Origin of the sequence: Maritalea sp., from assembly GCF_051251695.1 — a bacterium.
GTDB lineage: Bacteria > Pseudomonadota > Alphaproteobacteria > Rhizobiales > Devosiaceae > Maritalea.
Genome location: NZ_JBPOEU010000032.1, coordinates 14,569 through 34,665 on the forward strand (window position 1 = coordinate 14,569; position 20,097 = coordinate 34,665).

Here is a 20,097-nt window from a genome sequence, read left to right on the forward strand (position 1 = left end):
TTGTCTAAAATAAACGCTAAAGCGGCAGGCCTTGCCGGTCCGCAAGCGCATAAAGAAACTCTCTGATGTCCAGATCGCCCCGATCTTGATCCAACGCCTCAGCTATTTGGTCGCGAATATGCATCAGGTCAAGGCTTAGCACCAGCTCTTTGATTTGCCCGACGGAAGAAGCCGCCATGGAAAGCCGTTCAATACCAACTGCCATTAGGGCCAGCGCTTCAATCGGACGTCCCGCCAGTTCACCACACATGGTCAATGGCCGGTTGTGCCGTTTTGCAGCATCAGCAATATGTTTAAACGCCCGCAAACGAGGCGCAGCAATCGCGTCATAACGACGGGCCACCCGCGCGTTCGCCCGGTCAGATGCAGTTAAAAATTGCACCAAATCGTTTGAGCCAATGGACACGAAATCCGTCATCGGCAGCAACTGATCCAATTCAAACAGCAAAGATGGCACTTCAATCATTGCCCCGATGCGCAGGTTCTTTGGTGCAACAAATGCGGAGTTTTTAAGCCGCGCCAATTCAACATCAACCATTTGACGTGCTTGCATAAATTCGCTGCAATCGGTGACCATAGGCACCAATATGTCGAGGTCTCTGCCGTTCGCGGCTTGCAGCAATGCTCGAATTTGAGTGCGCAACAAGGCTGGGCGATCAAGCCCCAACCGCAACGAGCGCCAACCCATTGCGGGGTTTTCTTCGCTCGCAGAACGCAAATAGGGCACCACTTTGTCGCCGCCAATATCGAGCAGTCGAAACACAATTGGTCGATCACCGGCCAAGTCCATGGCCTGTCCATAAAGCTCAACCTGCTCTGCAAGTCGTGGCAATTTGGACGCGATCATAAACTGCAATTCCGTGCGGAACAGACCGATGCCGGTCGCGCCGGTTTCCTCGATCGCTGACAGATCCGCGATAAGACCCGAATTGTGCAGTAATTCGATTTTTACCCCATCAAGGGTGACAGATGGCTTGTCTTTAAGCGCAGCAAAACGTTCCTGACGTTTCGCGCTAAGGCGAACCTTATCCGCATAGATTGCGGCAACGTCTTCTGTCGGCCGCAAATGGACGGTGCCCGTTTGCCCATCAAGAATAATATTATCGCCAATCTCACAGATAGAGGCGAGATTATCCGCTTGCCCCAAAACAACAATACCCAACGAACGGGCGACGATTGCCACATGGGCAGTCATCCCACCCTCTTCCAGCACAACGCCTTTAAGCTTGGTGCGGTCATATTCTAGCAATTCTGCCGGGCCCATATTCCGGGCGACCAAAATCGCATGTTCAGGCAATTCATGGCGGCCAAATACTTTGGTGTCGCCTGTAAGCACCCGCAAAAGTCGGTTCGCCAAATCATCCAAATCATGCAAACGATCTCGAATATAGGGGTCTGTCTGGCGCTGCATCCGGGCGCGCGTGTCATTTTGCACCCGTTCAACCGCAGCTTCAGCGGTCAAACCACCGCCAACCGCTTCGCGCAACCGGCGCACCCAGCCCCGATCATGGGCGAACATGCGGTAGCTTTCCAAAATTTCCCGGTGTTCAGAACGCGCTTGCATATCCCGCTTGTTGAACATGTCATCAATGGACATGCGCATCGTCCGAATGGCGCGTTCTAGCCGTTCAGTTTCCGCTTCAACATCTTCAGCTACAAAATTGGTGACCACAACCCGTGGGTCATGAACAAAGACTTTCCCCAGTGCGATCCCGTCTGAAAAACTTGCCGCTTCCAATGTGCGTGGACGCCTAAGATCAATGTTTGAGCCAGACCCAACCAATGCGCCAAATTCGGTCGTTGAAACCATTTCCGCCAACAAAGTCGCTGTTGTTAACAGCGCCTCGGTTTCCATTTCTGAATATAGCCGCCCTTCGCGACCCTGTACGTCCAAAACACCAAGTGTTTGCCCAGAGCGCAACACTGGCACACCCAAGAACGAGTGATAGGGGTCTTCGCCCGTTTCAGGACGATAGGCAAAAGCGGGGTGGGAAGGCGCATCCGCCAAGTTAAGCGTTTCAGCTTCTGCGGCCACTAAGCCAACCAAACCCTCGCCCATAAGCAAAGTGGTTTTGTGAACAGCTTCAGCTTTTAACCCTTGGGTTGCGAACAACTCCAACTGACCATCATCGCGCAAAACATAGAACGAGCAAACGTCAGCATTCATACTATCCGAGATCAACTCGACGATTTTATTTAGCCGGTCTTGAATGCCCAATGGCGCAGCCATTGTAGCGCGCAAACGGCGCAAAAGCTCTCTCGGGCCGGTGGTCAATATAGCCATTTATCCCTCAATCGCGTCTTTAAAAACGCCATTGCCTTGATGGCGCGACCCGATTTTTTCGGGTTACGCGTCTTCTTGATCAAGACCGTAATAAGTGTGCAAGGCGCGAACTGCAAGTTCGGCATATTCCTCATCGATCAAAACCGAGGTTTTAATTTCCGATGTGGTGATCAATTGAATGTTGATCCCCTTGTCTGACAGGGCCTTGAACATGGATGCGGCAACACCAGCATGTGATCGCATACCAACACCAACAACAGAGATTTTCGCACTGCCTTTGGAACCAGAAATCGAATCATATTCAAGTGAATTTTTGCCAGCTTCGGTCAAAACGTTCAAAGACTTCTCATATTCACTGTCCGGCACGGTGAACGTGATGTCTGTTTCCCGTCCATCATCGGAAACGTTTTGAACAATCATATCAACAATAATTTGCGCATCAGCCAATGGGCCAAACACGTCTGCCGCAACACCCGGATTGTCTTTCACACCACGAAGGGTGAGTTTTGCTTCTGAGCGGGCGCATGTCACGCCGGATACGATCTGCTTTTCCATAATTTCTTCCTCATCACAAACCAATGTTCCAGGGCCATTCCATGAACCATCTTCAGATGGCGCTGGCACACTGGTTGGATCGTCAAAACTTGAGCGCACAACCAAGCGCACCTTTTGCGCCATGGCCAACTCGACCGAGCGCGTTTGTAACACTTTGGCGCCCAAAGATGCCATTTCCAGCATCTCTTCAAAACTTACCCGATCAAGCCGTTTGGCTTTGGGCACGATGCGGGGGTCTGTCGTATAAACGCCATCCACATCAGTATAAATATCACATCGATCCGCACCAACCGCTGCAGCAACCGCAACAGCACTTGTATCAGAGCCTCCACGGCCAAGGGTCGTTATCCGGTTTTGCGGCGAAATGCCTTGGAACCCGGTGACCACACAAACAACGCCATCATCCATGCGCTCATGCAAAAGGTCAGGTTCAATATTGGTAATACGTGCTGCGCCATGGGCGTCATTGGTTTCAATCGGCACTTGCCAGCCTGCGAACGAACGCGCTGGCACACCAGCATCTTGCAACACAATCGCCATCAAACCAGCGCTAACTTGCTCGCCAGACGCCACAACCGCATCATATTCGCGCGCATCATGCAGCGAAGCGGCTTCACGGGCCCAACCGACAAGTTCATTTGTTTTGCCCGACATAGCGGAAACAACGACACAAACTTTATTGCCCAATTCAACTTCGCGTTTCACATGCCCAGCGGCATGCCTAATCCGCTCAATATCAGCGACTGACGTGCCGCCAAACTTCATCACAATGATTGCCATTACAAAAGTTCCTGATATTTTTCATCCCGTCTGGCGTTTGTTTGCCACGGGTTATTTTGATGGATTTTAAAGTTGTCGCGCGCGGACCATTGCCATAAACCAGCTATGCAATCAACAAAAAGCCATCATTTGCTTTGGTTTGACTTGCTCGCGCTTTGCATTTGGCTTGCTTTCGCATGGCCTGAGACAATATCACACGTGAACTGTTAGGGTGAACTTAGCGTATAATGCAAGTCGACGTTGGAACTTTAAGTACTGCTTGATACGATCTCTAAGACAATTAAGGACGCACCATGGCAACCACTACAATCGAAGCTGCCGAAATTGACCGTTTTACCGCCATGGCGGACGAATGGTGGGACCCTAAGGGTAAGTTCAAGCCACTTCACAAATTCAACCCGGTGCGCCTGTCATACATTCGCAATGCGGTGATTTCCCATTTTGGTTTAGACGAAACCGCACGCGAACCATTTAACGGGTTACGTCTTTTGGACATCGGTTGCGGCGGCGGCCTGTTGTGCGAACCAATGAAGCGGTTAGGTGCAGATGTTGTTGGCGCTGACGCTGGCGAGAAAAACATCATGATCGCCCAAAACCACGCCGAACGCGTAGGGCTTGATATTGACTATCGAACCACGACCTCTGAAGCATTGGCAGCAGATGGCGAGCAATTTGATGTTGTGTTGAATATGGAGGTCATCGAGCACGTCAACGATATCCAACTTTATCTTGAAAGCTGCGCAGCCCTCGTGAAACCCGGCGGCATCATGTTTGTTGCCACCATCAACCGGACATTTAAAGCATATGCGCTCGCGATTGTTGGTGCAGAACACATTTTACGTTGGTTGCCCAAAGGCACTCACACATACGATAAATTTGTGACGCCAGAAGAAATCACATCCATTTTAAAGCGCAATCAGATGAGCATTATGGAACGTACGGGCGTTTCTTACCACCCGCTGGAAGACAAGTGGAAACGATCCAAAGACCTAAGTGTCAATTACATGTTGTTGGCGGAAAAAGCGGTCTAGTTTTCTGCTCGCCATACGCCCAATGCCGTTCTAAGCTGAGATGAGTTTAGAGGGGCAGACAATGAAAATCGCAGACATGCATTGGGCGCAGGTTGAGGCCTATTTGGAAAATGACGACCGCGCGGTCGTGCCGCTCGGCAGCACCGAGCAGCACGCGTTTTTGTCGCTTTCCACCGACAATATTTTGGCAGAGAAGATTTCCACGGACGCCGCCGCTCCGCTTGGCATTCCGGTTTTTCCAGTGCAAGCCTATGGCATCACGCCCAGTTTCACGGATTATCCCGGCACTGTTTCGCTTAGGGTCGAAACCTATATCGCCTTGATCAAAGACATTTTGACCAGCCTGCGCGACACCGGATTTAAGCGCATTATGTTGTTGAACGGACACGGCGGAAACCTACCAGCGGGGAACGCGGCATCTGAATGGATGCGCGAAAATCCGGATTGCAATGTCATATTTCACAATTGGTGGATTGGCGAAAAAACCATCGCCAAAGTTCATGAGATTGATCCCGTGGCCTCCCACGCGTCTTGGATGGAAAATTTCGCGTGGACGCGCCTTGAGGGCGTTGCCCAACCAAACGCGCAAAAACCAATGGTTGACTTAAACTATTTGCGCCGTCTTCCCCCAAAACAAGCACGCAACTATCTTGGCGATGGAAATTTTGGTGGCCTCTATCAACGTTCGGACGATGATATGCAGGCGGTCTGGGACACAGCAATCAACGAAGTACGCACCCTTCTTGAAAGTGATTGGGGTGAAAAGCGATGAATTTTTGCGGTCGTGGTTTTCTGTTGGGCGGCAGTATGTTGATGGCCAGCCAGCGCTGAGCAAAAATCCAATAGTGTCGCAATCGTTCTATACGCGAAGGCTCGTCTAGCCCATTCAGACGGGCGTAGAAGTATAGGATATGTGCAATGAGCAAAATCAAATTCAACGGCCCCTTCGGCACAAGTTTCGCGAGTTTTCTGACCCTAAATAGGATTGCAGTGAGCACATTTGCTCAGCACTTGCTGGGAAAACGCATGGAGCCGAGCTGGGATGCGTATATCGAGATCGGCATTCGATTTTGGCGACACCAGTTCACAAAAGCGATGTCTCATCCTGACATTAATGTGGGCCGACAGATCTTTGACAGTTTGCAAACCGAAACCGATGATATCTACCCCGTAAGGGTGGAAGAATGCGCCACGCCAAACGGGCATTGGTATCAACCCAATACAATTTCAAGCGATGCCACGATCCTATATTTGCATGGCGGCGGCTATACATTTCATGGCGCGATGAGCGCGCGGTTTGCAAGCATGTTGGCCCACCACAATAATCTAAAGCTTTTTGCACCTGACTATCGTTTGACCCCAGAACACCCTCACCCCGCACAAGCTGAGGACGCCTTGGCCGCATGGCACTACGTCACTCAAAAAACGCCCGCTGACCGCATTATCGTGATCGGGGACAGCGCCGGTGGACATATGGCTTTGTCGCTGTTGCAAACACTCAAGTCAAAAAACCAGCCCCAACCAGCCCTTTGCATTGGCCTGTGCCCTTGGACAGATATCGGCCCACGCGGACAAAGCCTTCATGCCAACGATCAATACGATCTTGTGCAAGGTTGGATGGCTTTGCAATTTGGTGAATGGCTCGACCCAGAAAACCAATTCGGACGAGATGAACTGTCACCAATTTCATACGACTATGCAGGACTTGCCCCAATTTATCTTCAGGCTGGTGGCCGTGAAATACTGCGTGACATGATCATTGATTTCGCCAATGTGCAGGCGAAAAACGGCGCAGATATATTATTGGACTTGTGGGATGACATGCCGCACGAGTTTCAAGCCTATGACACGACCAAAGCTTCGTCTAGAGAAGCCAACGCGCGCATCCGTTTAGCAATAAAATCGCATCTTGAAAGCGATTGCACTTTCACTGCCAAGGAAGGTCTATCCGTGGCAATGCAAGGTAAGTTTGTTACAGAATAATCCAGAGCAAAATTCGAGCGGAGCCGCGATTTCGGTTTTAACAACCAAAATTGCGATCCGCACGATCCCAAATATAACCTACTCAGCTTGCAGCAATGCGTATAGCTCGTCTTTTAGGGCCAAGCGTTGTTTGCGCATCTCTTCTAGATGAACGTCATCTGTTGGCTCAACATTTGTCTCCGCTCTATGCACGGCACGATTGATTTCATGATAGCTGTCAAACAGTTTAGAAAAGTGAGCGTCACTCGTTTTAAGCTCGTGAATACGCTCGTTATGTTCTGGAAATTCTTCGTGAAGTTCATGAGGTGTATGAGACATTGGTACATCCTTTGGTCTGCCCGCTTTGCGAAGCACTTAGCTTCACATCATCGACTAGAAACTACACCCAACGCGCATTCACTTCGTTGACATGTATCAAGGATGAGAACAACGTTTTGCAGCTCCCTATTGCACCCCAGATACACAACTTGACATAATACCTTTTAGTATCATATATAAATGATACCGTTTGGTTTCATAAGGAAGTGAAATGCAGAACAATCAAGATAATATTCAACTGGCATTCCGTGCGCTTGCAGATCCAAGTCGCAGGGAAATGCTTGTTCTGCTCGCAAAAGATGAAATGACCATTGGTGAGCTGGGTGAGCATTTTGACTTCACGCGAGCTGCGGTGAAAAAGCACCTGACTGTTTTGGCGGAAGGAGATTTGATCTCTGTCCGCGCCCAGGGGCGAGAACGTTACAATCGCCTCAAACCAGAAACACTCAGATCAACATCCAACTGGCTCAACTATTTCTCTCAATTTTGGGACGACAAACTTGGCGACCTCAAGTCTGCCATCGAAAAGGACGTACAATGAAAACTTCCACCCTCACGAAATCCATTTTCCTGAAAGCCAGCCCCGAACATGTTTGGACATTTCTGACGGACCCCGAAAAAATATCAACATGGTTCCACAAACCAGACAAACCACTCAAAAGCGATGCGAGCTTTGAAATGATTGGCGCGGAAAGTGGCAAAGCGTTCATGTGGGGCAAAGTCCTTCGTGCAGAAGAGCCAAAATTCCTCAGCTATGAGTTTCAAATGCCGCAATTGAACGGGCATGTGACCACCGTAACTTGCGAATTGACCGCGGTGCCCGGCGGCACTCAATTATCGCTAGAGCATTCCAATTTACCACACACCGAAGAAACATTTGGTCTGTTGCAGTCGTTGGATAAAGGTTGGGATGGTCATCTTTCGGATTTGCGCAAAGAAGCCGCCTAAACAAAAATGGCGCTGGCAATCGTGCCAGCGCCAATTAAATCCAAATAAGCCAAGCCGTTTTGACCTAGCTTGTAAAAAACGCCTGATAGCCGCCTTCCAAAATCATGGTCCAACCATGACCGTAGCCACCATGCACCATCTCGGCCATATCGCCCAATGCTTCCCAATTGCTTTGGGTCAATTCAAGCCGGGTTGAATTGTCGCCCAGCGAGGTAAATCGCACTTCAACTAGCGTGCGCTCGCCAACTTCTTCGTGGCCGGGCGCAGGAATATGAAAATCCATCGCGATATAGTCGTTCGGGTTATATTCTTTAATGGTGCCCCAAAGCGTTTCCACGCCTTCTGGACCCAACTCAACGACCTGACCACCAGGACGTGCATCCACGCGAATGCCTTCAGCCGGTGTACCTTTCATGGCGGACAAGGTGAACTTTGACAACGGCCACCAACTGTCCATTTTATTGATAAATACATCAAAAGCAGTTGCCTGATCGCAAGGCACATCAACGGTTTTTACAAGTGGTTCAAGCATCTTTTTCTTTCCCATTTTCTTCAACTATGCGTGCGATTTCTGCACTATATGCGGACAAGGCATCCGACCAGAAGCTATCAAGATAATTCCGCAACTCCTCCAAACCATCTCGCTTTATCGAATAAAGCCGACGGTTGCCAATTGGCTCAACATCAACCAACTTCGCCGCACTCAACACTTTGAGATGTTGTGAAACAGCCGGTCGAGAAACCGATTGACCTTTGGCCAGTTCGCTCACGCTTTTTGGGCGCGCACGCAAATTTTCAAAAATCTGCCGTCGTGTTGGATCTGCCAGTGCGGTGAATATTTCTTGGTAAGCCATAACTTACCGTAAGTCATCTCTTACATAGATGTCAAGTCCCATCGCACCACGAAAAATGCTATGTTGGACGGCGTCGTTTAGAATTGCTGAGATGTCGTGATATACCGCACGGAGAACAAATTTGTCCAAAACCGACGACATTTTTCGAATTGACGTTTGCCCAACCACGTCTAGAATTAACGGCGGCTAAGCGGAGAGGCTGTGTGAAAACACTGACTTCTGCCCAAATGCTAGAACGAATTTCCAAACTTGAGCAGTTTCATAGCCACTGGCAAAATCCCGTTTTATCGCGAGCCAAACAAAAGAATGTCATTCTATTTGGGACTTCTAAGACGGCGTTTTCACACAGCCTCCGGACAAAATGACCAAGTTCAGAAATTACAAGGGTTCTGTAATGGGCGGGAAGCAGCCGTTCCCTGTAGTGGCGAAAATGGAATGGCTTTTGATAGAGCGGACATTTGTTGTTGGCTTAAGCCGGGAAATCTTTTCCAATGCCATTGTTGTCTAGCATTGGTAGTCTCCTATTACGCAACGGCAGAAAACCACTTCTCAGCGTACGCACGCATTGCCACTGAATTGAACGAAGTATCTGAAACATGCTTGGTATTTTTCGGACTTGGCAATTCTTTTAGAAACAACATTGCAGCGCCAAGTGAGGTTCCTGTTTGACCCGATGATACAAGCACTTCGGAGTTCGTGGCGAGGCTTAGCATTGATAGGTAAAGCTCATTCTTAGCAAAAGGTCCTTCGACAATTATTACACCGTCGTGTTCGATGGCATTAAGGCAGGTTGACGTCACAAGAGCTAAATAAAATGACAGTGCAACACTTCTTTGCGGGGCATCATCAGCTGGAATGTCGGGCAGCCACTTGTGTTGGCGACCTTTGAAGGGCCCAGCGCTTGGTTCAACGGCCGGCAGCAGCATCACACCGTTTTCCAAAACATCAGAAATATCTGAGTTTGTGTATTCACTGCCCAGCGAAGACTTCATGATTTCATACTCGCGGCCGCCCATAAAACGGGCTGAAGGCACAGGGTTGCCGAATGCATCCACATTTATGAATGTCTCGTTGTATTCGGATGTTTTTACTCCTTGGCTGCCTATTCCCATTGCTATGACCCATGTGCCTGTGGAGACAACTGAGAAGGAACTCGATTGGCTGTTCAAATAGGGGAATAGCGAAGCATTTGAGTCATGGACACCGCAAACGACTGGTGTGTTCGCAGGAAGATCAGTTAGTGTGCAGATTGCTGGCAGTATGTGTCCAACGACTTCGTTTGAGTTCTTGGGTTCAGCCAGTTTGGATCTAATCGCAAGTGCGTCAACCATAGATGAATAGTCTTTTTTTAATGGATCCCAAATGTCGGTATGGCAGCCGAGAGAAGATACATCCGATGTTGCAACGCCGGTCAGACGATGAACCCAATATTGGGGATACGTCAGAATGGACTGGGTGCGCTCTAATAATGTTAGGTCTTGCTGGAACAGCCAGAATAGCTGAGCTCCCACATTCAGCCCATTCGATAGCGCAGGTGAGCCTGTCTCCTCAAAATTTGGCCGTATCCGCCCATACTCTTCTTGGATGCTTTGGATTGCTGTGTGCTCGTAGTCCAATATTGGCGCTGCTAATTCACCCGAACTGTCTAGCAGAGCGACACAAGCGCCATGCGTTGTGACTGAAATGCCGTCGACACCAAACTCACAGTTGAAGTCGCGAAGGCCTTTGAGCAGAAATTTCCAATGACCGTCCACGTCAAAATGTGGATAGGGTGCTTGGCTCAAAACGTGATTAGGGCGAGTGACGACCGCCAACTCGGTTTGAGTGTTGAGATCAACCAATGCCAATTTTACGTTGGTCTTACCGATATCAATAACGGCGATGTTGTTGGGCGTCGTCATTTCAACTCAAATAGCGTTTTAAGTTCTGTCACTTTAGGAGAACTGTCCAGATTTGTCTCCATGATGTCAGCCATGTGTCGCCACCACTTTTTCATAAGTGGGTGGCTAGGTATTTCGTCCATAGAATGGTTAGCTGGCCGTTGAAGGTGAGCAAACAGCGTGTTGGTTTCTTCATCCAAATGAATACAATAGTTGGACACACCTGCATCTTTCAAAAGTGTCGCGAGTTCTGGCCAAATATGATTGTGCCGATGCTTGTACTCTTTCGCCATTCCCGGCTTTAGCTTCATCTTAAACGCGAAGGTTTGCATCACTTCAACCTTTGGGAGAGCTGTTGAAAAAGGCGTGGCAATGCGATGACACCAATGAGCAACAGTCCAATGAAAATGGACATAACGATGCCAGGCACATTGAGTAGTCCAAGACCGAAAGTCACTAACCCCATTACGAAGGCGGCGATGATTACGCCGGGAATTGATCCTGAACCGCCTAGGATGTTCACACCACCAAGAACCACCATTGTCACGACTTCCAGTTCCATGCCAACACCGATTGATGGCCTCGTGGATCCAAGCCTAGAGGTTAGGCAAATTGCGGCAATGCCGGACATCAGGCCAGTCAGCAAGAACAGAATGAATTTCACGCGCTGTACCCGGATACCTGAGAAAAGGGCAGCAGTGGGGTTGTTTCCGATAGCGAAGATCGATCGGCCAAAGTTGGTTTTGTGTAGCAACACGGCATAAAAAATGCCGAAGACGGCGAATAATGCAAACTCAAAACTGATGACCCAGAAAACATAACCTTGGCCAAAGAAGCTAAAGTCGGCTGGATAGCCTCGAAATGCTTGGTCGCCTAAAACGATGTAGCTTATGCCGCGAAACAAGCTCATGGTGCCGATGGTCACAACAATTGATGGGAGTCCCAGAACCGTCACGAGGACCGCATTGAAAGCGCCGCACAAAAGTCCGACGCTAAGGCCGATGAGTACTAGCTCGGTTGTGCCCACACCAAGTTGTAAAGCAGCGCCCATGGCTGTGGAGACAAGGGCTATGATGGATGCAACTGACAGATCGATTTCACCTGAAATAACCAGCAGAGCCATTGCAAATGCGATTAGAGCCTTCTCCGTAAAATTGAATGTCGCATCCGACAGGCTCCAAGGATCCAAGAAATATGGCGATGAAAATGAGTTTAGCACAAAAATGCCCACTGCGACGCCAAGTAGCAGGAGTTCCCAGCTTTTAAGCAGTTTTGAAGTAGACGATGTTAGCCGATCGGGAATATCACGCGCTATAATGCTCATTGTGCATGCTCCGCATTTTTAAGAATGATGCGACCTTTCGTTTTATTTGCGCGCGCGTTCAACGCTACAGCGATTACAATAGCTGCGCCGGAAATTGCGAGCTGCCAGAAAGGCGAAACGTTGATGACGGGTAGTGCGTTTTTAATCACACCCAGGAACAGCGCGCCAAGCACCGCACCCGCAACAGACCCAATTCCACCAGCAATTGAGATGCCGCCAATAACGCATGCGGCAACAACCTCAAGTTCAAACCCACCAGCAATGTCAACATAAGCGACAGCGTAGCGCGCGACCCAAAGATAGCCAGTTAGGCCAGCAAGGGCGCCAGATATAACGAAAGCAAAGAACTGTGTTTTGCCCACATTAATGCCCGTATAGACTGCAGCGTGCGGGTTTCCCCCAGCCGCATAGAAAGAGCGGCCCATTGGGGTGCGAGAAACCAAAAGCCAAATCGCTACCGCCACTAAGACAGCAATCCAAGAAAGGGCAGGTAAGCCCAGTAATTCCATTCTTGGGAAATTTGTAAAACTCTGACTCATTTCATGTGCGTTGACCCATTTTCCATCAGATATAAGAAAGATGATGCCGCGGAAAATGGTCATAGTGCCTAGTGTGACAACGATCGGGGGAATATCTAGTTTCCACACGAACAGGCCGTTGATCGAACCAAGCATTGCGCCAATGGCAACAGCTAATGTTAGCGTCACGATCACAGGAAGGCCCGGCATCATTGTATTGAGCATCGCAACGATCATGCCCGTGAGGGCCAGATTGGCTGCGACGGAGAGATCTATACACCGTGCAACGATAACGATCATTTGGCCTAAGGCCAAAATGATAAGTGGACTGGTATCGTTAAACACGTTCGCCAGGTTGCGTGGTGCGACAAAGCCCGGGAACCGCGTTGCGATAAGTAAAACAAGTGAGACGACAACACCAAGTAGGAGTGTTTCGCGTGCAGCTATGAGTTTTTTCAAATTGATCATGCCTCGTTAATCCCCGCGGCGTGGCGCACAAGTGTTTCCGGTGAAAGGTCTTTGCCTTCTAGTTCCGCAACGATCCGACCTTCGCGCATGACAATTGCCCTGTCTGACATTCCCATTATCTCTGGTATTTCAGAACTCACCATTATGACCGACAACCCTTGGGCAGCAAGATCAGACATGAATTGATGCACTGCCGCTTTAGAGCCGATATCGATGCCTTTGGTTGGCTCGTCTAGGATTATGACTTTGGGTTTTGTTGCGAGCCATTTTGCAATAACGACCTTTTGTTGGTTGCCGCCCGAAAGCTCGCCCACATCTTGGTCTAGTGCGGCAGCGCGAAGATCAAGGCGTTGGGTATACTCCCTTGCCAATTTGAACTCCTCAGCCATACGCAAGAAGCCCTGATGCGATGTTTGGCTGAGCGAAGGAAGGGTGACATTTTGGAAGATGGGAAGCCCAATAACAGCCCCTTGTTTCCCGCGATCTTCGGGCACATAAACCAATCCGCTGTTGATCGCATCAGCCGGTGAACGGATGATCGTTATCTCATCGTCGATTTTGCAGACCCCCTTAGAAGGAGCAGTAATGCCGATCAATGCTTGCATTAGTTCTGAACGACCCGCACCCACGAGGCCGTAGAACCCCAAAATTTCGCCTTGGCGTAGGCTGAAATTAATGTTGTCAAATTCTGTTGGGTGGGCATAGCCCGTGACTTGAAGAATTTGCTCGCCAGCCGTGTTTGTTCTGTGAGGAAAAATCTGGTCGACAGAGCGACCAACCATCATCTTGACCAATTCGCTTTCATTAGTGTCTGCGAGTTTACCTTCGCCGACAAATTGGCCATCTCGAAAAACGGTGAAACGATCAGCAATTTCAAAAATCTCGTCGAACTTGTGCGAGATGAAAAGAATCGCTTTGCCCTGAGACTTTAGCTGTTCAACCAACTCATATAGTTCGAGAATTTCCTTGTGGCTTAGTGCAGCTGTAGGTTCATCCATGATTACAACGCGAGCGTCAATTGAAAGCGCTCTAGCGATTGCAACCATGTGTTTATTGGCAATACCTAAGTCGCGAAGTCGTACACTCGGGTCGATCTCAGCGCCAATCCCATTTAGAATCGCCTGCGCGTTTGCCTGCATCTGTTTGGTGTCAATCAGCCCGAACTTGCCGCGCGGGGCATGACCGATGAAAACATTCTCAGCAACAGATAAGTCGTCGAATAAAACAGTCTCTTGGTGAATTGCGGTGATTCCAGCCCCGCTTGCATGGTGTGCCGTGGGAAACGAGGTTGAGACGCCATCGAGCTTAATCTCACCTTCTTCTGGTTGATAAATTCCGGTGAGAACTTTTACCACAGTGGATTTACCGGCGCCATTTTCACCGATCAATGCTGTGACTTGCCCCGGATAGAGATCAAGTTTGACTTTGTCCAATGCGCGAACGCCTGGAAAAACTTTTGAAACACCAGAAAGACTTAATACCCGTGATGTTTCTGAAAGGCTCTCTGTTTTCTGCATCGGTGTTCTTTTCTAAGTTTAACTTCGTTACCTCGCCCATTGTGGGGCGAGGTAACCGCGCAGGATAGTCTCGACTAGAAGATGCTCTTAAATGCGTCGATATTTGAAGCATCATAAACGAATGGGTCGGCCATAGCGCCTTCCTTGTTTTCGTCCAATTCAACAAAACCAAGTCGGCCCATTGGGATGCCGCCGCCTGCTTTGGCTTCAGCTTTTTCCGTTGCTAGATTGTACGCAATTGTAGTTGCTGCATAGCCAAGATCGATTGGGTTCCAAATCGCGAATGATTTTGATGCGCCGCTTTCAATGGCACCTGCCATTTCAGACGGAAGACCAAGACCAGTAACGTTCACCTGACCAATTTTGCCAGCATCTGCAACGGCCTGAGCCGCAGCAACAATACCCACTGATGTTGGTGCGATAATCGCTTTAAGATCAGGGTATGTTTGCATTAGGCCTGTGGCTTCACGGTAAGACTTATCTGCCAAGTCATCACCATAAACAGTTGCAACAACATTGATGCCTTTGTAGTTACCCAAAACCTTGTTCATCTCGTCAATCCAAATGTTCTGGTTTGTTGAGGTTGTGGTTGCAGACAATACTGCTACGTCGCCACCGTCTGGAAGGTGATCAGCAGCTAGCTTTACAATCATATTCCCGATCAATGGATTTGATGATGGATTTAGGTGCATTTGGCGGCCCTCTGCCGCTACGCCCGAATCCCAGCTAATAACGGTAATGCCACGATCCATTGCTTTTTTGAGCGCAGGCACCAAAGCATCGGTGTCATTCGCAGAGATTGCGATTGCATCAACACGTTGTGCAATCAGCGAGTTGATTACCTCAATTTGGCCCTCAGCTGTTGTATCAGTTGGGCCAGTGTAGATAACTTCTACCCCACCAATTTCAGCTGCAGCTTCTTCGGCACCTTTGGCAGCTGCTTCAAAAAAGCCAATACCTAGCGCTTTTACCACTAGTGCGATGCGTACGTCTTCTGCTTGGGCTGTTGCGCCAGACAAAAGGATAACGGCTACTGCCGCGGACGACAGTACTTTCTTTAGTACACTCATGTGTTCCTCCCTAAGAGTGGTTTAATGAAGGGCGCTTACGAAGCTCGACCCTCCTTCTGTGTTGCGGCCGTGTCGGCCACAATTACGTTCACATCTGCCGCTTCCAGCATGTTCAAAGCCCTGTCGGAAATCCCGTCATCTGTAATGACGGTGTTAATCCGGTTTAAAGGGCAAAGAACGAGACTAGAGCGGTTTTCGAACTTCTTGCTGTCCACCAAGAGAACCAGCTCGTCTGCTTGTCCAATTAGTTTTTGCTCTGCTTGAATAATGAGTGGATCGGCCTCCATGACACCTAATGGTCCGACACCTTGAGCGCCCATAAACATGCGGCGCGCATAAAAGTTGCGTGTCACATCGTTATCGAAGGGCGACAGAATTATGTTTTGTTCGCGATAAATAGTTCCACCAGAAAGCATCACGGTGTTTTTCGAATTGTGAAGCAAATGCTCTGCAATAGGGAATGAATTTGTAAAAACCTGCATTCTGCAGCTGGCAAGCGGGTGAACCATTTGGAATGTGGTTGTTCCGCCGTTGATAATGATTGGTTCCCCATCCGTACACATATCAACCGCTGCTTTTGCAATTGCCTGCTTCTCTGCGGTGTTGATGGATTCATTAACCGAAAATGGCCGACCAGCCAGGCCAATAAATGCTGGAGGATTAATAGATTCTGCTCCGCCGCGTACTCGGCGCAGCTTCTTTTCGTCGTCCATCGACGCAATGTCTCGACGAATGGTCGCTTCTGACGCACCGGTCAAAGCACATAGGTCTATTACCGTAACGACAGGTCGATCCTGTACCGCCGATAGTATGATCCTTTGTCGCTCTTTTTCGTGCATTCGTTCCTCCATGTTTACTCAGGTTGCATTCAAAAAAATGCATTGTCAATCAGAAATTGTCTTATTCGATCATATATGATCATAATTTGACTGATTGTGATTGTTTATGCTTGACAATTTGTCTCACCTTGGTCACGTTCAATCAAAAGTAATAACGCATTTTTCGCGCATCTGGAGAACATAAATGTCAAAACCCGCTGAAATTCAACGCCTTGAAGATGCATGGGATTTTGCAAAAGCCAGCGGCATGAGCGAGCCCGAGTTGCTTCTTTATCGTTCGAATCTGCTTGGTTCTGACAAGAGGATCACGAATTACGGTGGCGGAAACACTTCAGCAAAGGTGGTTCAAAAAGATCCACTGAGCGGCCAAAACGCAGAAGTTCTGTGGGTTAAGGGTTCTGGTGGTGACGTTGGTTCGATCAAGATGGATGGATTTGCAACCCTTTACATGGACAAGCTGCGTGCCCTGAAAAACCTATATCGTGGCGTAGAGTTTGAAGACGAGATGGTTGCCTATCTTCCCCATTGCACGTTCAACCTGAATGCGCGGGCCGCATCAATTGATACCCCACTACATGCGTATGTTCCCAAAAAGCATGTCGATCACATGCATCCTGATGCCATAATAGCAATTGCAGCTGCCATAAATTCTAAAGAACTAACCGAGCAAGTTTTTGGTTCAGACATCGGCTGGCTTCCATGGAAAAAACCTGGATATGAACTGGGCCTTTGGCTGGAAAAGTTCTGCCTAGAAAACCCCGATGCCAAAGGTGTTGTGCTTGAGAGCCATGGCCTTTTTACGTGGCATGATGATGCATATGAATGTTACAAGCTGACACTAGAGATTATACAAAAAGCGATGGATTGGTTTGCGAGCGAAACTGCTGGAAAGCAGATTTTCGGCGGCGAGAAATTCCAAAGCTTGACACAAAGTGAGCGTCATGGCGTTGCCTCAAAACTGATGCCTGTCATTCGCGGCATGATTTCCAAAGAGCAACACATGGTTGGTCATTTCAATGACAGCGATGCAGTGCTAGAATTCGTTAATTCCAATCAAATGCCAGAGCTGGCTGCGTTGGGCACAAGTTGTCCTGATCACTTCTTGCGCACAAAGATCCGTCCGTTGGTTGTGCAATTTGATCCATCGGCTCCAAACATTGAAGCGACGCTGGACGGCCTAGCCAGTGCTGTTGAAAACTATCGCGAAGACTACAAAGCCTATTACGAACGTTGCAAAATGCACGATAGTCCAGCGATCCGAGATCCGAACGCAGTGGTCTATTTGGTGCCAGGCGTAGGGATGATCACTTTCGCCAAAGACAAAGCAACGGCGCGTATTTCGGGTGAATTCTATGTCAACGCGATCAATGTAATGCGTGGTGCGTCTACGGTTTCGCAGTACTGCGGTTTGCCTGAACAAGAAGCGTTTGACATTGAATATTGGTTGCTGGAGGAAGCAAAACTTCAACGTATGCCAAAGCCAAAATCAATGGCTGGCCGTGTCGCGATCGTGACCGGTGGTGCGGGCGGCATTGGCAGTGCAACGGCACAACGGTACCTTCAAGAAGGTGCATGCGTTATGCTTGCCGACATTGACGAAAAGGCACTTGAGCAAACCGTTGCAGAATTGGGCAAACAATTCTCAAGCGATGTTGTTCGTGGCGTTTTGATGAACGTAACAAGCGAACAAGAAATCTTTGATGCCTTTGCCAAAACCAGCGTTGAATTTGGTGGATTGGACATTTTGGTGTCCAATGCGGGCATAGCAAGTTCTGCGTCCGTAGAAGACACGACGCTCGAGCTTTGGAATAAGAACATGAACATCCTTTCAACAGGCTACTTTCTTGTAAGTCGTGAGGCGTTCATAATTATGAAGAAACAGGGGTTGGGTGGCTCAATCGTGTTTGTTGCCTCTAAAAACGGCTTGGCTGCTTCTCCAGGAGCCTCAGCTTATTGCACAGCAAAAGCTAGCGAGATCCATCTTGCAAGATGTTTGGCCCTAGAAGGTGCACCTGATGGCATTCGCGTGAACACGGTCAATCCTGACGCTGTGCTGCGTGGATCAAAAATTTGGTCTGGTGATTGGCTAAAAGAGCGCGCTGACACTTACGGCAAAGACAAGGAAGGCTTGGAAGAGCATTATAGACAACGTTCATTGCTGAAGCGTTCGGTGCTTCCAGAAGATATTGCTGAGGCAGCATATTTCTTTGCTAGTGAGCTTTCGGCAAAGTCTACTGGGAACATCATCAATGTTGATGCGGGCAACGTGCAGTCATTTACACGCTAGGCAAAAGTGTTTCGAAGGAACTTAAAAATGCAAAGTTATGATGTCGCCAAAAATCAATTTGCTGACTGGGGTGTGGATACGGATGCAGCCTTAAAAGCACTTTCACATATCCCCATCTCAATGCATTGCTGGCAAGGCGATGATGTGGTTGGGTTTGAAAAAGCGACAGGTTCTTCCGGAGGCGGCATTCAAGCCACGGGAAATCATCCCGGTCGCGCCAGGACACCTGATGAGCTCAGAGAAGACGCTAGCTTTGCATTCAACAACATACCTGGTTCTCACCGCTTTAATCTCCATGCAATGTATCTTGATACCCAAGCAACACCAGACCGTGATGAGATTGAGTATGATCACTTCAAAAGTTGGGTCGAATGGGCAAAATCAATCGGCGTCGGCTTAGACTTTAACCCAACAATGTTCGCTCACCGCAATTCTGATGACAATCTCACTCTTTCGCACCCAGACAAGGGGATACGTGACTTCTGGATTGAGCACGGCAAACGCTCAAGAGAAATTGCTGCGCGTTTCGGCAAAGAGCAGGGCAGCGCATGTATCACGAATTTCTGGGTGCCAGATGGTTACAAAGATGTGCCAGTTGATCGCCTTGCTGCGAGGCAGAGACTGGAAAACTCACTAGATAGTATTTTCGAAGTTGAGCTAGAAGATGCCCATATTCGCGATGCAGTCGAAAGCAAATTGTTCGGCATTGGCGTTGAGGCATGCACGGTTGGTAGTCACGAATTTTACCTTGGTTATGCTATTCGCAATAAGAAACTGGTTTGCTTGGATATGGGGCATTTTCACCCCACGGAAAGCGTCGCTGACAAATTATCGTCAGTAAGTTTGCAGCTAGACGAGTTATTGTTGCACGTTTCTCGCCCCATGCGTTGGGACAGCGATCACGTCATTTTGCTGAATGATGACGTCCAAGCTGTCGCGCAAGAACTTGTTATGGGCGACTTGCTAAAGCGAACCCACATAGGATTGGACTTCTTTGACGCGACGATCAGCCGAACCACCGCGTGGGTCGTAGGCGTTCGCAACATGCAAAAAGCTCTGTTGCGAGCGCTGCTGCTGCCAAAGTCCGAACTGCAAAATGCCGAAGCAAATCTAGACTTTACAAAGCGTCTTCTATTGACCGAAGAACTCAAGGATTTGCCATACGCCGAGATTTGGAATGAGTTCTGTTACAGGCATGACTGTGCCCATGGTAGGTCTTTGATAAAAGATTTGGGCGCCTACCAAACCAAAGTTGCAGTTCGCGGTTAGCTCTGTTCAGTTGTTTCCTGTTGTGTTTTCTGCAACAGGCTGAGCAAAAACGGCTATAAACGCAGATTGTTCAGAGTAGTTCTCAAAGTTAGTCAATGTCCGCTTTAGGGAAACTAATTTGAGGCGGTCATTTTGCAGCGAAGGTCGGCTAATGGGATGTACCGGCTGCTTC

The 20,097-nt window shown here is 48.8% G+C and carries 19 protein-coding genes; 7 read left to right on the top strand and 12 right to left on the bottom strand.

Going from position 1 to position 20,097, the window contains the following annotated elements; translation table 11 throughout:
- Positions 1–16: 16 nt before the first annotated feature.
- Both ptsP and ACSHWX_RS15720 read right to left on the bottom strand, forming a co-directional pair.
- Entirely contained in the window at positions 17–2,284 is a 2,268-nt protein-coding gene (ptsP, locus tag ACSHWX_RS15715; RefSeq protein ID WP_435669182.1) for a phosphoenolpyruvate--protein phosphotransferase, read from the bottom strand.
- 63 nt (positions 2,285–2,347) lie between these two features.
- Positions 2,348–3,619 carry an aspartate kinase gene (locus ACSHWX_RS15720; protein WP_435669183.1) on the bottom strand — a complete coding sequence of 424 codons (1,272 nt, stop codon included), beginning with the start codon at positions 3,617–3,619 and terminating at the stop codon, positions 2,348–2,350.
- A gap of 293 nt (positions 3,620–3,912) precedes the next feature.
- Between ACSHWX_RS15720 and ubiG the strand changes: the two genes are divergently transcribed.
- The 3 genes from ubiG to ACSHWX_RS15735 all read left to right on the top strand — a co-directional run bounded on the left by ubiG (position 3,913) and on the right by ACSHWX_RS15735 (position 6,633).
- Entirely contained in the window at positions 3,913–4,650 is a 738-nt protein-coding gene (ubiG, locus tag ACSHWX_RS15725) for a bifunctional 2-polyprenyl-6-hydroxyphenol methylase/3-demethylubiquinol 3-O-methyltransferase UbiG (RefSeq protein WP_435669184.1), read from the top strand.
- A gap of 61 nt (positions 4,651–4,711) precedes the next feature.
- Complete coding sequence (locus ACSHWX_RS15730) at positions 4,712–5,422, top strand: creatininase family protein (RefSeq protein ID WP_435669185.1); 711 nt, start codon at positions 4,712–4,714, stop codon at positions 5,420–5,422.
- Positions 5,423–5,568: 146 nt separating this feature from the next.
- On the top strand, positions 5,569–6,633 hold the full coding sequence (locus tag ACSHWX_RS15735) for an alpha/beta hydrolase (RefSeq protein WP_435669186.1): 1,065 nt from the start codon (positions 5,569–5,571) through the stop codon (positions 6,631–6,633).
- 78 nt (positions 6,634–6,711) lie between these two features.
- Here the strand turns inward: ACSHWX_RS15735 and ACSHWX_RS15740 are convergent, their stop codons facing one another.
- Positions 6,712–6,951: a YdcH family protein gene (locus tag ACSHWX_RS15740; RefSeq protein ID WP_435669187.1), complete on the bottom strand. Its 240-nt coding sequence runs from the start codon at positions 6,949–6,951 to the stop codon at positions 6,712–6,714.
- 211 nt (positions 6,952–7,162) lie between these two features.
- On the opposite strand from ACSHWX_RS15740, the gene ACSHWX_RS15745 reads away from it, so the two are divergent.
- Both ACSHWX_RS15745 and ACSHWX_RS15750 read left to right on the top strand, forming a co-directional pair.
- A complete protein-coding gene (locus ACSHWX_RS15745; RefSeq protein ID WP_435669188.1) occupies positions 7,163–7,492 on the top strand; it encodes an ArsR/SmtB family transcription factor in 330 nt (109 codons plus the stop codon).
- Positions 7,489–7,899: an SRPBCC family protein gene (locus ACSHWX_RS15750; RefSeq protein ID WP_435669189.1), complete on the top strand. Its 411-nt coding sequence runs from the start codon at positions 7,489–7,491 to the stop codon at positions 7,897–7,899. Before ACSHWX_RS15745 ends, ACSHWX_RS15750 begins: the two co-directional genes overlap by 4 nt.
- Before the next feature lie 64 nt (positions 7,900–7,963).
- Here the strand turns inward: ACSHWX_RS15750 and ACSHWX_RS15755 are convergent, their stop codons facing one another.
- From ACSHWX_RS15755 to ACSHWX_RS15795, 9 genes are all read right to left on the bottom strand, one after another.
- Positions 7,964–8,431 (bottom strand): SRPBCC domain-containing protein, encoded by a 468-nt coding sequence (locus ACSHWX_RS15755; protein WP_435669190.1) that lies wholly within the window; start codon positions 8,429–8,431, stop codon positions 7,964–7,966.
- Positions 8,424–8,753 carry an ArsR/SmtB family transcription factor gene (locus ACSHWX_RS15760; RefSeq protein WP_435669191.1) on the bottom strand — a complete coding sequence of 110 codons (330 nt, stop codon included), beginning with the start codon at positions 8,751–8,753 and terminating at the stop codon, positions 8,424–8,426. The genes ACSHWX_RS15755 and ACSHWX_RS15760 overlap by 8 nt, the downstream gene beginning before the upstream one ends.
- Positions 8,754–9,277: 524 nt before the next feature.
- A complete protein-coding gene (locus ACSHWX_RS15765) occupies positions 9,278–10,654 on the bottom strand; it encodes an FGGY-family carbohydrate kinase (RefSeq protein ID WP_435669192.1) in 1,377 nt (458 codons plus the stop codon).
- Entirely contained in the window at positions 10,651–10,965 is a 315-nt protein-coding gene (gene rhaM / locus ACSHWX_RS15770) for an L-rhamnose mutarotase (protein WP_435669193.1), read from the bottom strand. Before rhaM ends, ACSHWX_RS15765 begins: the two co-directional genes overlap by 4 nt.
- On the bottom strand, positions 10,965–11,957 hold the full coding sequence (locus tag ACSHWX_RS15775; RefSeq protein WP_435669194.1) for an ABC transporter permease: 993 nt from the start codon (positions 11,955–11,957) through the stop codon (positions 10,965–10,967). The genes rhaM and ACSHWX_RS15775 overlap by 1 nt, the downstream gene beginning before the upstream one ends.
- Positions 11,954–12,943 (bottom strand): ABC transporter permease, encoded by a 990-nt coding sequence (locus ACSHWX_RS15780; RefSeq protein ID WP_435669195.1) that lies wholly within the window; start codon positions 12,941–12,943, stop codon positions 11,954–11,956. Before ACSHWX_RS15780 ends, ACSHWX_RS15775 begins: the two co-directional genes overlap by 4 nt.
- On the bottom strand, positions 12,940–14,460 hold the full coding sequence (locus ACSHWX_RS15785; protein WP_435669196.1) for a sugar ABC transporter ATP-binding protein: 1,521 nt from the start codon (positions 14,458–14,460) through the stop codon (positions 12,940–12,942). The genes ACSHWX_RS15780 and ACSHWX_RS15785 overlap by 4 nt, the downstream gene beginning before the upstream one ends.
- A 74-nt stretch (positions 14,461–14,534) precedes the next feature.
- Complete coding sequence (gene rhaS / locus ACSHWX_RS15790) at positions 14,535–15,530, bottom strand: rhamnose ABC transporter substrate-binding protein (RefSeq protein WP_435669197.1); 996 nt, start codon at positions 15,528–15,530, stop codon at positions 14,535–14,537.
- 35 nt (positions 15,531–15,565) lie between these two features.
- Positions 15,566–16,369 carry a DeoR/GlpR family DNA-binding transcription regulator gene (locus ACSHWX_RS15795; protein WP_435669198.1) on the bottom strand — a complete coding sequence of 268 codons (804 nt, stop codon included), beginning with the start codon at positions 16,367–16,369 and terminating at the stop codon, positions 15,566–15,568.
- A gap of 184 nt (positions 16,370–16,553) precedes the next feature.
- On the opposite strand from ACSHWX_RS15795, the gene ACSHWX_RS15800 reads away from it, so the two are divergent.
- Together ACSHWX_RS15800 and ACSHWX_RS15805 are read left to right on the top strand one after the other, a co-directional pair.
- Positions 16,554–18,656, top strand: coding sequence for a bifunctional rhamnulose-1-phosphate aldolase/short-chain dehydrogenase (locus ACSHWX_RS15800; protein ID WP_435669199.1), 2,103 nt, complete (start codon positions 16,554–16,556; stop codon positions 18,654–18,656).
- A gap of 27 nt (positions 18,657–18,683) precedes the next feature.
- On the top strand, positions 18,684–19,925 hold the full coding sequence (locus ACSHWX_RS15805; protein WP_435669200.1) for an L-rhamnose isomerase: 1,242 nt from the start codon (positions 18,684–18,686) through the stop codon (positions 19,923–19,925).
- Positions 19,926–20,097 lie beyond the last annotated feature (172 nt).